This is a genomic window from Flavobacterium sp. EDS (assembly GCF_020991525.1).
Taxonomy (GTDB): Bacteria; Bacteroidota; Bacteroidia; order Flavobacteriales; family Flavobacteriaceae; genus Flavobacterium.
In genome coordinates this window covers 146,711-158,765 of record NZ_JAJMOZ010000003.1, presented here as the reverse complement: position 1 = coordinate 158,765, position 12,055 = coordinate 146,711, and the positions used below count along the sequence as shown (strand labels likewise).

Sequence of the window (12,055 nt, the reverse complement as noted above, 5' to 3'; positions counted from 1 at the left end):
ATCAGTAATTATTTGACTTCTTCGAATTCAACGTCTTCAACATTGTCTCCTTGAGCTTGCTCTTGTTGTGGAGCTGCTTGTTGACCTTGTTCTCCTTGAGCGTACATTGCTTCTGTAGCTGTTTTCCAAGCTGCATTAATGTTGTCAAGAGCAGTTTGAATAGCTGGAATGTCTTGAGATTGGTGAGCCATTCTCAATTCAGTTAAAGCGTACTCAACAGCAACTTTATGATCGTCAGCTAATTTACTTCCTAACTCTTTTAATTGAGTTTCAGTTTGGAAAATCATGCTGTCAGCTTCGTTTAATTTCTCAGCTCTTTCTTTTGCTATTTTATCAGCATCAGCATTAGCTTCTGCATCTTTTTTCATTTTTTCGATTTCTTCAGCTGTTAATCCAGAAGAAGCTTCGATACGGATATCGTGAGATTTTCCTGTTCCTTTATCAGTTGCAGAAACTTTAATAATACCATTTGCATCAATATCAAAAGTAACCTCAATTTGAGGAACTCCTCTTGGTGCTGGTGGAATACCATCTAAATGGAAACGACCGATAGTTTTGTTATCAGCAGCCATAGCTCTTTCACCTTGCAATACGTGAATTTCAACAGATGGTTGAGAATCAGCAGCAGTTGAGAAAACTTGTGATTTTTTAGTTGGAATTGTAGTATTAGCTTCAATTAATTTAGTTAATACACCACCCATAGTTTCGATACCTAAAGATAAAGGTGTAACGTCAAGTAACAATACATCTTTTACATCTCCAGATAATACACCACCTTGAATAGCTGCTCCAATTGCAACAACCTCATCAGGGTTAACTCCTTTAGATGCTTTTTTACCGAAGAATTTTTCAACTTCCTCAGCAATTCTTGGCATACGAGTAGAACCTCCAACAAGAATAACTTCGTCAATATCAGATGTAGTTAAACCAGCATCTTTTAATGCTTTAGCAACAGGCTCCATAGAACGTTTTACTAAAGAATCAGTTAATTTTTCGAATTGAGCTCTAGACAATTTTTTCACTAAGTGTTTTGGTCCAGAAGCCGTAGCTGTAACGTATGGTAAGTTGATTTCAGTTTCTGAAGAAGAAGACAATTCAATTTTTGCTTTCTCAGCAGCTTCTTTCAAACGTTGTAATGACATTGGGTCAAGACGTAAGTCGATACCTTCTTCAGCTTTGAATTCGTCAGCTAACCAGTCAATAATTTCGTGGTCAAAGTCATCTCCACCTAAGTGAGTATCACCGTTTGTAGACAATACTTCGAAAACTCCATCTCCTAATTCAAGAACAGAAATATCAAATGTACCTCCACCTAAATCGTAAACAGCAATTTTTTGATCAGTTCCTTTTTTGTCTAATCCGTAAGCAAGTGCAGCTGCAGTTGGCTCATTGATTATACGCATAACTTTAAGACCAGCAATCTCTCCAGCTTCTTTTGTAGCTTGACGTTGTGCATCATTAAAGTAAGCAGGAACAGTAATAACTGCTTCAGTTACTGTTTGACCTAAATAGTCTTCAGCAGTTTTTTTCATTTTTTGAAGAGTCATTGCTGACAATTCTTGAGCAGTATATAAACGACCATCAATATCCACACGTGGAGTATTGTTGTCACCTTTTACTACTTTGTATGATACTCTTTTTGCTTCATTTGTAGTTTCAGCAAAAGTGTGTCCCATAAAACGTTTAATAGAAGCAATTGTTTTTGTAGGATTCGTTACTGCTTGTCTTTTTGCAGGATCTCCTACTTTAATTTCTCCACCTTCAACAAAAGCGATGATAGATGGTGTAGTTCTTTTTCCTTCTGCGTTAGGAATAACAACTGCTTCGTTACCTTCCATTACAGAAACACAAGAGTTCGTAGTCCCTAAATCAATTCCGATTATTTTACCCATTTTTTTATATATTTAATTTTGATGTATACTTATTTTAACAACTCATGGTGCTTAAGTCAATCTTTGTGCCAATACAAAAAAACTATATAAATTGTCAGTTTTATAGGCTGGCACATCAAATACAATATGACAATATGACATTTTTACACCCTGACATCTGCGTCATAACACAATCTGTGATGTCATTATTAAGGAGCTATACTTCCATTCCTATAGCTTTCGTGACAGCGTCAGGAATTTTGTATTAATTCATATATTTTAATTAATTTAGACAAAGCGTTTAAATTTGTAATCAACTACCTTAGCAAGAAAATAATAAATGGTAAAGCTTAACTATAAAAATTATCAAATTGAAATCTTTAATGACAGCAATTACACAATAAACTCAATTGATAATTTAAAAGTTTATGATACCGTTTTCTTTCAAGAAAAGAAAGATAAAGATAAGCTTTATTCTACAAGTAAATGCGGAATTATTGTTAAGAAATCTGATACTAAAATTGCTAGTGCTATTATTTGTGAAAGTGGTAGTGCAACTGCAATAACCGAAAAATCATTTATAATCGAAGATGACAGGATCTGGATTTGCGTTTGTAATAAAGTGTATTGTCTCGAAATACCAAGCCTAAATTTAGTATGGCGAAAAGAAATAGATTTCATTACTAATTTCTCAATACATAAAATCCAAGATGATTTTATTATCCATGGAGAACTCGATATTAAGAGAATAACCAAAGATGGAGAAACAATATGGAGTTTTGGAGGAAGAAATATTTGGGTAAACCAAGAAGGTAGAACCGAATTTAATATAGAAAATAATAAAATTCATTTATTTGATTTTGAATCTAATGAATACATTTTAGACTTTAACGGAGAAACTATTTTAGACAATCCAAAACCAAGTACAGAAAAAAACTGGATGGACGTTCTTAAAATAGCACAAGAAATCAAGAAAAATAAACCATCATGATAATTATAAAAGCATAGAATTGTTAACCGAAGAAGATATAATGATTAATAAGTTTGCTCAAGAAAAAATTAATCTTGAGCAAATTTTAGATTGGTTTGATATTTTTGAAACTCAAATTCAAAGAAAAATTATTAGATTGACAAGCCAATGCTTAATACAATCACATCCTAACGAAGAAACATTCAATAAGGCAATTCAATTAATCCCTTTAAAACCAACAGTAACTGCTATTGTATTTTTAAAAACTTATAAGAACCTAAAGGTTGCTTTAGATAAGATTGAATTGCTTCCTAATTATGAAATAAAAAAAACTTTTATTTCATTAATTTCGGTATTTAAAATATCGGACATCGAAAGAAGAAATACATATTGTCAAGGTAATTGCTATCATGATTGGCATAATTTAGACAACCTCTAAAATTTTTCTTAAAATTAAAAAACATTGATAAAACCAATGAAAAATACTGCATTCCTCCTACTAACATCATTAATTCTTTTTTCTTGCAAGCAAGCCACAAAAGAAAAGGTAATCGATAAATCAGGAAAGAACATTGATTCGATTCAAATTGAAAAAAACAAAATAGATTCAATAAAAAAGCATCAAACTTTTAATGACTCCATTGATAGTTTAGACCAAGATTTAAAAGTATTTGTTCCAAAAGGGTATAGCGTGATAAGCATTGAGTCTGGAGATCTTAATCTTGATGAATACACTGATGCTATTTTAGTTTTACGAAAAACTAGTGAAGAATCAACATCTAACTACGCCGAAAACAAACCCGACAAAAGACCTATGCTCCTCTTAATAGGACAAAGAGACGGCACTTACAAACTGGCTTATCAAAATAATAATGCCGTTTATTGCATAGATTGTGGAGGTTTATTTGGAGATCCTTTTACTGGAATAACAATAAAAAATGGTTATTTCTCTATAGAACATGGCGTTTCAGGAGGTCATCATTGGGAAAATGTCACTACATTTAAATATAATAAACCCAAAAACAATTGGTTTCTCTACAAAGATCATTACATAAACTATAAATTTAATGATAGTGCTGACGAAAATGCTGAAGCCTTAGTTGTTGATTATGAGAAACTAAAAACAGTAAAAGACTTTGGAGAAATTTCTTTCGAAAAATTCAATATCTATAATGATAAAGGGTATTAAAAATAGTATTAAATTCGAATTACTAAAAGTCAAGTTTTATATTTAATTATTACCCAATGAAACAAACCCTATTCGTATTCTTGAGTTCGATACTATTATTATCTTGCTCTGATAAACAAAAAAACCAAACTGAAGGAAAAGAAGAGACCACAACCTCAACGACAGAAAACAAAACTACTAATGGTAAAACTGCCATTTTTAAATGGGATACTGAATTATGCTCAAACACAGGTGAATATAATTCTGAAAAATATACTGAAGAGGAATTAAAAAACACATATAATATATGGGGCATGCATTCTAGCGCCTATTTAAATACAAATACTACCCCAACTTCAGCTACCGATGCTGAGAAATTAACTCGTGAATTAACTGCAGAATACAACGAAAGAAAAGCTTCCTACAACCAAAAAATTGTCACCAATCCGTATTGGGAAAAAGTAAAAGCAGACAAAATACATGAATTAGAAGACATATATGAACTAAAAAAGATAGCTATCGAAGCTTATTCCAATCCTTCAGTTTTACTAAACAACCGATTCTCTAAAAACTGTACCGAATATGCAAAAGCATTAATTTCGAATGATACTATCTTACTGTTGAAAACCTGGAATAATCTGGCCGAAAAACAAAAAAAGAATAATGGTAGCCCTGAAAAATTTATGCAACGTCATTTAGAAAAATACAACTCTAAGGACAGAATACAAAATGCTAAACAAGAAATAATGACATATGGCTGGTGGAATTGTGCCAATGCAGAAGTTTATAGAGTAGGCGATGATGGTACAATGGAGAAAGAATTTAATAAATTATTTACAAACGTAACATTTGAGTGTGACGAACCATAAATAAACACATATTCTATAACACGATTAACATAATTCACAAATAGCACACATATAGGGTGCTATTTGTGAATTATCTTTTTTTAAAAAACGTTGTAAACTTTGCAGTTAAATACCCAAAAAAAGGGAACACAGCTATTAATCTTATTTTCTTCAGTATCTTGTAAACTATGTTTCTACCTATCAAAAAGACTATATCAATTATGAACAAAATAGTACTACTTCTTTTTATTTTCATTTCTTCATCGTTAATGGCTCAAAAAAGGAGCTCGAATGACAACTTTATTGTTCAAATAAAAAAAGCAACAGGAGACTTAAATAAAGATAATTTAGATGATTTAGTTATAGTAACCCAAGATACTATAGATAAAAAAGCACCTTATAAACTAAGCGTATTCTTTGCGCATCCCAACGGTGCTTTCAAAGAAATTATCTCAACAACAAAGGCCATTGATCCACAATATCCAGAAGGCAAAGATGGATATTACAATGGACAATCCTTCTATGATATCGCTATCGAAAAAGGTATTTTAACTATTAAAAACGAATTAACAAGAGGCAATTTTGAGCATAAATTTCGCTATCAGAATACTAATTTTGAATTAATAGGTTTTTCTGAAACATATTCAGATGGACAAGGAACAATGGGAACAGTTGATTTTAATTTATCAACCGGAATACGAGTAAGCACAACCGAACGTTACGATGATAGCGACGAAAAACCTACCAGATCTCAAAAGAAAATTCTAATACGACCATTGCCTAAATTACAGCATTTTACTCCATTTACAACCGAATTTTATTAAACGATGCTATCCCAATATCAATTCATGCTAGTCATACTTTAACTACCTAGCAATAACTTTCCAATTTTTATTCGTATTTTCGATTCTCAAAAAATGTATTTTCTCGAATAATCGATTGATTATTTGTAATACATTGAAAATAACTATAAAATAGAATTAAAATGGTTTCATTTAGTAAAGAATTGTCTTTCCGTTGGTCTGATCTAGACCCTAATTTTCACTTACGACATAGCGCATATTATGATTTTGGTGCCCAGCATCGTATCGAAATTTTAGAACAACTAGGCTTGACTTTAAGAGTAATGCAAGAACAGCGCTTTGGCCCTGTGCTCTTTAGAGAAGAATGTATTTTTAGAAAAGAAATAAAACTTTCTGATAAAATATTCATTCATACCAAAACATCAAAGATGAAATCTGACGGATCACGTTGGTCAATCATACATGAATTTATCAATGAAGAGGGCAAACTTTGCGCAACTATTACTGTCGATGGCGCATGGATGGACACAAAACTAAGAAAACTAGCTTCGCCTACTCCAGCGATTGCAATAGAAGCGTTGAGTATATTCCCAAAAAGTGAAGACTTTGTAGGTTTATAACCCCAGTAATACCTCATCAATATGCATAGGTAAGTCCATATTTTGTGTGGAATTATTAATAAGGTTCTTTGTAAAATAATAACAATTAAAAAAAACATAATTATGAAAAAAGTAATAGTCGTTCTAATAACAATTGTATCATTAATATCATGTAACAACCAAAACCCACAAAATATGGATTCTAAAAACACCGAATTAGTCAAACAGTATTTTACGCATTTCAACAATCACGATTGGAAAAAAATGTCCGAAATGTATATTCCAACTGCCGAGTTTAAAGACCCTTCTTTAGGACCTGGAATCGTAAAACAAACGCGTGCCGAAATAGAAAAAAAATACAGCGAGTTAAACCAAATCTTCCCCGATTTAAAAGATAAAGTAATACAAATATATCCATCAGGAGAAAACCACGTAATTGTTGAGTTTGTTTCTAGCGGAACAGCCGAAGATGATTCAACTTTCGAATTACCAATATGTACCATCTTTACTATCGAAAACGGATTGATAACAAAGGATTTTACTTACTACGACAATTTTGAAGAACAAGAATAAAGCTATTCTGAAGTATTGTATTAGAAAAAGCAATTTTCAGTTTTATTTTTAAATTTTCTCGCAAAATCGCAAAGCCGCAGTTTTTCTTAAGAATCAGTATTCTTTGCGTCTCCGAGCCTTTGCGAGAATAAACAATAACGTAACTATACAAACCATAAACAAATAACTTAATTTCAAAAATCAATAGTACACTCAAAAATGATAAACCTTTTAAAAGACTTTAGATTAATTGTTGCTATTTTAATAATACTAATTATAACGATCGTATTAGCTACTATTATCGACAAGCTTTTTATGCGCTTTATTCGCCGCAGATTAGGTATTAATGATTTTGATAGTACAGGATATAAATTCTTAAAGCATTTAGTCATTACCATAATCTATATCTTAGGAATTGCTTTTGCTTTAATTCAGATTCCAGAATTTAAAGTTATCGGACATTCATTACTTGCTGGTGCAGGAGTAATTTCAGTCATTGCTGGTCTTGCTTCTCAACAAGCACTAAGTAACATTATGAGCGGAATTTTCTTGGTGATTTTTAAACCTTTCAGAATAAATGATAAAATCACCATCAATAATTTTAGTGGTATTGTTGAAGATATTAATTTAAGACAAGTTGTCCTAAAAGACATGGAGAACAACCGCATTATTATTCCGAATTCCGTTATAAGCAATCAGATTATTCTAAATACAAATATGAATGACTCTAAATGCTGTAAAATAATCGAAATTGGTATTGGTTATGATTCAGATATCGATAAAGCATTAGAAATAATGAAAGAAGAAGTGGCTAAGCATCCTTTATTTATTGATACACGAACTGCTACAAACAAAAAGAACAATACACCATTAGTAATAGCAAGAGTTGTAGCACTTAAAGATTCAAGTGTGAATTTAAAGGTTTGGGCTTGGGCTAAAGATGCAACCGATGGTTTTATTATGTATTGTGATCTATTACACAGTATAAAAAAGAGATTTGATGCAGAAAAAATAGAAATTCCATTTCCGCAACAAGTCATTACACTAAAAAAAGAAGATTAAATTTTACTGAAACTTTAGTCCAAAATTTACCTTATCAAAAGTGGTACTACAAGAAACAGCAAATCTTGCGATAGTATAAGTGCCAAAAACGCCCTCAACTCCATGTCCCGAATAAAATCCTCCAAAAGAGAAATTACTTAACTGATATTTTAACGCAATATCATTAACCCTACTGCTCAATTGTCCAAAAACAATTATTCTAGGTAAAACTTCATAGCTAGCAAATATTTTTGGAGCCAATTTATTATAATAATCAAAACTTTCATCTGTTTTATAAGCATCAGCTACAGAATGCAAATTTTGTAAACTTCCTCCAACAAAATTATTATCACTTAGATGCCAGGAAACGCTTAACCCTGTATACGTTCCATAATAACCACTGCGTGATTCTAAATAACCAACTGAAATTGTTGCTCTGAAATTTTCACAAATTTTACCAATATAACCTATATAAGTTCTATCGATTTCTGATTTATTAATCCCAGCTCCTAGAATAATATCGTCAGCAGCTATTCTAAAAGCATACTGAAAATAAGTTGCGTATTGATTCTCATTCCCTGCAACAACACTCCTCCCTTTATCGAGATCAATATTTGGAGATATTAAAGTAGAGTTTATAACTGCAAAATCAAATGTATTAACTTCTTGAGCAAATGTAGAAACTGTAAATAGAAGTAAAAGTAATAGTAATGTGTTTTTCATAATGCTAGTTTTGACTTACAACATTCTACAGTAAATTTAAGTACATTTTTCTTATTAATAGAAATAATCTTTCCCAAATACCTCATTACCAGTTAAACTGCACTATTTTCATAACTTTACTCTCCTTAAAAAGGTTATAAAACATTTTTTATCTATTCTATTTTTTTACTTACATAAAAGAAAATATACAGGCATTAATCGTATTTTTGAATCAATAAATATTTTTAACCCTAGCACAAATCAATATGTTTACAATAGAGCAAATTAAAGAAGCACACTCAAAAGTAAAAACCGGAGCCGATTTTCCAAATTACATTCAAGATTTAATAATTCTAGGTGTAAAAGGATATGACACTAATGTAAAAGATGGTACAGTAGAATATTATGGCGTTAATAATTACAGAGTTGCTACTACTGACAAATACGATGAAATTAAAGTAACTTCAGCTGTCAATAAAGAGCTTTTCTTAGAATACCTCTTACAACATCAGGATGGACAAACCGATTATATAACATTTTGCAACCAAGCAGGTCAATGCGGGATAGCTAAATGGAGAGTTGATATTATCGAGATGACTTGTACTTACTATGATAAATCTGGAAACGAAATAGTGATTGAGAAGATTTCAGAATAAATTTCCAATTGTTAATCCATAAAAAATGTCAAAGCTATTGTCTCCAATCATAAGTCCTGAAGAATTAATAACATTACAAAGATCCGAAATTGTAATCATTGATGCACGAGCAGGAATTAATGCCAAAGAAAACTACATTACATCACATTTAGAAGGTGCTCGATATGTTGATTTAAATTATGACTTAGCCACTATTTCTCCGGATGCAGCAATAGGTGGGAGACATCCTTTACCTTCTTACCAAAAATTTTCAGAAGTATTATCAAAACTTGGTATAACACCATCAAGCCATGTAATTGTATATGATGACAAAAATGGCTCAAATGCCGCTGCCCGCTTTTGGTGGATGTTAAGAGCAATTGGTCATGAAAAAATACAAGTTGTAAATGGCGGATTACAAACAGCCATCAACGCAGGTTTCCCAATGAATTCGGGAGTTGAGACTTTTAGAACTACAACATTATACCCAATCACAAAATGGGAGTTAGATCAAGCGAATATTACTGAAATTGATATAGCAAGTAATAATTCTGAAACTATAATCATTGATGTAAGAGATAAAGACCGTTTTAATGGCTTAACTGAACCTATCGATTTAATAGCAGGACATATCCCTGGTGCTATCAATATTCCATTTAGTAGTAATTTAAATGAAGATGGCTCCTATTTATCCCCAGAGGCTTTAAACATAAAATACCAAGATACAATAGGTAATACCAAATCCGAAAATGTAATTGTGCATTGCGGCTCAGGTGTAACAGCCTGCCATACTTTACTTGCTTTTGATTATGCAGGATTACCAATCCCAAAACTTTATGTAGGCTCTTGGAGCGAATGGTCCAGAAATAATCGACCGATGATTACTGCACAAACAAAATAGATTTCTTAAATTGCTCAAATGAATACAATTGAACATTGGGACATACTTTTATCCAATACTGTTAATAAAAAAGCTTTTATTGATACTGTACTCGATGGAAATGCAGAAGGTGAATTAGCCACTTTTAACTCTCTAAACGGGATTCTGTTTTCGGATATTGCAATAGATAAATTCATCGAAAAAGAATACCAATATGATGTTATAGAAGCTGTAGCAGAATCAAAACGAAAACTAAGAACATTCTCCTCAGGCGAACGAAAAAAAGAGTTTTTGAATTATTGTGTTAAGCAAAACCCTGATTATATTATTTTCGATAACCCGCTCGATCATCTGGATCATGCCTCACGAATTACATTGGCAAATTCACTAGAACAATTGGCTAAATCCGTTCGAATCATTCAATTGGTAAATCGAGCAGCCGATTTATTCCCTTTCATTCATAACAAAGCTCAAATTACAGACAATACATTTGTTTTAAACGAAATAAAAAGCACTCAAACGAAATCAAATTCAGTAAAAGTTACTATTCCAAAACCAGCTGAACCAACAGATTACGATGAAGAAGTATTAATTCATATGAATGAAGTTTCGGTAAGTTATGACGAAAGAAAAATCGTTAATGCAATTACATGGACAATTAAAAAGAATGAATTTTGGCAACTTATCGGACCAAATGGCTCAGGAAAGAGCACTATCCTATCATTAATATCTGGAGATAATCCAAAAGGGTACGGACAAGAGTTATTCCTTTTCGGAAATAAAAAAGGCAGTGGAGAAAGTATTTGGGACATCAAAAAAAGAATCGGGTATTTTTCGACTTCTATGACCGATTTATTTCAGAAAAAACACAGTCTGGAACACATGATTCTATCTGGTTTTTTTGATTCGATTGGCTTATACACTGAACCAACTTCATTACAAAAGCAAATCGTGTCGCAATGGCTTGATGTAATTAAAATGAGTCATTTAAAAGACAAAACATTTACACAGCTTTCTATCGGACAACAACGAGTTGCATTAATAGTGAGAGCTGTTTTAAAACATCCTCCTTTAGTCATTTTAGATGAGCCTGTAGAAGGTCTTGATGATGAAAATGTTGCCTTAGTTATTGAACTCGTTAACCTTTTGGTTAAAGAAACAAATATGACTATCTTATACGTTTCACATCGTATTGAAGCTGGACTTACTCCTACCTCAATATTCGAATTAATTCCATCGGGAACTGGATCAAACGGAAAAATAATACGTTCGAAATCATAATTGCAAACAGACATTCATCAAAACGGGTTAAGAATACTATATGCCTCAAAAGAAAACTAATCACAGATGAAACTTAAGTACATCCTATTACTTCTATTAACTTTATTAATAAACTCCTGTAATACCACTATTTCAACCCCAAAAAAAGAATACCAATTAGCCAAACACAAACTCAAATCACATTGGAAACCAGATTTAGAAAAATGGTTATTGCAAAATGACACTTTAATTGGCAAAGGAGGTCCTATGGCATGGGCTACAATAGTATCTAAAAAACAGCTCCCTAAAAATTATGAAATAAGTTTTAAAGCTAATATGACAAAAGAGTCCCTATTTGAAATAATGCTAAATTTAGATCATGAGAAATACATCCGAACCTATCTTTATCAAATAAATCAGAATATAATTATTGGTAGAGGTAAATATGTCGAAAATAGTAACAAATACGGTGATCGAGGTGGGCCAACTTTATTTTCTAAGCCAATGAAACTTGAAAACAACCATTGGTATTCGATAAAAATTAAATTATCAAACAATCAATTGTCCTTTTCTGTAGATGATACTACTACATTAGAATGTTCTATCGAAAAAAGCAACTTAAGCCTACACGGAAAACTAGGATTTATAACCAATGGAGAAGTAAAAATAGTAGACTTAATTATAAAAAGCATTTAAAATAAAATAGGGAATCTCAAAACAATGAGA

At 31.8% G+C, this 12,055-nt stretch carries 14 protein-coding genes; 12 read left to right on the top strand and 2 right to left on the bottom strand.

Features of this window, described 5'->3' with window-relative positions:
* Positions 1–8: 8 nt before the first annotated feature.
* The gene (gene dnaK / locus LPB87_RS06120; RefSeq protein WP_129538099.1) at positions 9–1,892 is read right to left on the bottom strand and encodes a molecular chaperone DnaK; all 1,884 of its coding nucleotides are present in this window, start codon (positions 1,890–1,892) and stop codon (positions 9–11) included.
* Between the two features lie 319 nt (positions 1,893–2,211).
* Here dnaK and LPB87_RS06115 point away from each other — a divergent pair, with 319 nt between their 5' ends.
* The 8 genes from LPB87_RS06115 to LPB87_RS06080 all read left to right on the top strand — a co-directional run bounded on the left by LPB87_RS06115 (position 2,212) and on the right by LPB87_RS06080 (position 7,873).
* The gene (locus LPB87_RS06115) at positions 2,212–2,862 is read left to right on the top strand and encodes a hypothetical protein (protein ID WP_230605291.1); all 651 of its coding nucleotides are present in this window, start codon (positions 2,212–2,214) and stop codon (positions 2,860–2,862) included.
* Positions 2,863–2,881: 19 nt separating this feature from the next.
* Positions 2,882–3,280 carry a DUF5958 family protein gene (locus LPB87_RS06110; RefSeq protein ID WP_230605290.1) on the top strand — a complete coding sequence of 133 codons (399 nt, stop codon included), beginning with the start codon at positions 2,882–2,884 and terminating at the stop codon, positions 3,278–3,280.
* A 36-nt stretch (positions 3,281–3,316) separates the two neighbouring features.
* Positions 3,317–4,030, top strand: a complete 714-nt coding sequence (locus tag LPB87_RS06105) for a hypothetical protein (RefSeq protein ID WP_230605289.1) — start codon at positions 3,317–3,319, stop codon at positions 4,028–4,030.
* A gap of 56 nt (positions 4,031–4,086) precedes the next feature.
* On the top strand, positions 4,087–4,878 hold the full coding sequence (locus LPB87_RS06100) for a hypothetical protein (RefSeq protein ID WP_230605288.1): 792 nt from the start codon (positions 4,087–4,089) through the stop codon (positions 4,876–4,878).
* A gap of 200 nt (positions 4,879–5,078) precedes the next feature.
* On the top strand, positions 5,079–5,681 hold the full coding sequence (locus LPB87_RS06095) for a hypothetical protein (RefSeq protein ID WP_230605287.1): 603 nt from the start codon (positions 5,079–5,081) through the stop codon (positions 5,679–5,681).
* 161 nt (positions 5,682–5,842) lie between these two features.
* The gene (locus LPB87_RS06090) at positions 5,843–6,280 is read left to right on the top strand and encodes an acyl-CoA thioesterase (protein WP_230605286.1); all 438 of its coding nucleotides are present in this window, start codon (positions 5,843–5,845) and stop codon (positions 6,278–6,280) included.
* A 102-nt stretch (positions 6,281–6,382) separates the two neighbouring features.
* Positions 6,383–6,832 carry a nuclear transport factor 2 family protein gene (locus LPB87_RS06085; protein ID WP_129538092.1) on the top strand — a complete coding sequence of 150 codons (450 nt, stop codon included), beginning with the start codon at positions 6,383–6,385 and terminating at the stop codon, positions 6,830–6,832.
* Positions 6,833–7,030: 198 nt separating this feature from the next.
* Positions 7,031–7,873 carry a mechanosensitive ion channel domain-containing protein gene (locus LPB87_RS06080; protein WP_230605285.1) on the top strand — a complete coding sequence of 281 codons (843 nt, stop codon included), beginning with the start codon at positions 7,031–7,033 and terminating at the stop codon, positions 7,871–7,873.
* Positions 7,874–7,876: 3 nt separating this feature from the next.
* Here the strand turns inward: LPB87_RS06080 and LPB87_RS06075 are convergent, their stop codons facing one another.
* On the bottom strand, positions 7,877–8,575 hold the full coding sequence (locus tag LPB87_RS06075; RefSeq protein WP_230605284.1) for a hypothetical protein: 699 nt from the start codon (positions 8,573–8,575) through the stop codon (positions 7,877–7,879).
* Positions 8,576–8,820: 245 nt separating this feature from the next.
* Here LPB87_RS06075 and LPB87_RS06070 point away from each other — a divergent pair, with 245 nt between their 5' ends.
* The 4 genes from LPB87_RS06070 to LPB87_RS06055 all read left to right on the top strand — a co-directional run bounded on the left by LPB87_RS06070 (position 8,821) and on the right by LPB87_RS06055 (position 12,025).
* Entirely contained in the window at positions 8,821–9,210 is a 390-nt protein-coding gene (locus LPB87_RS06070) for a DUF1398 family protein (RefSeq protein WP_129538089.1), read from the top strand.
* 25 nt (positions 9,211–9,235) lie between these two features.
* Complete coding sequence (locus LPB87_RS06065) at positions 9,236–10,090, top strand: sulfurtransferase (RefSeq protein ID WP_230605283.1); 855 nt, start codon at positions 9,236–9,238, stop codon at positions 10,088–10,090.
* Between the two features lie 18 nt (positions 10,091–10,108).
* Positions 10,109–11,350, top strand: a complete 1,242-nt coding sequence (locus LPB87_RS06060; RefSeq protein ID WP_230605282.1) for an ATP-binding cassette domain-containing protein — start codon at positions 10,109–10,111, stop codon at positions 11,348–11,350.
* A gap of 66 nt (positions 11,351–11,416) precedes the next feature.
* On the top strand, positions 11,417–12,025 hold the full coding sequence (locus LPB87_RS06055) for a hypothetical protein (protein WP_230605281.1): 609 nt from the start codon (positions 11,417–11,419) through the stop codon (positions 12,023–12,025).
* Positions 12,026–12,055 lie beyond the last annotated feature (30 nt).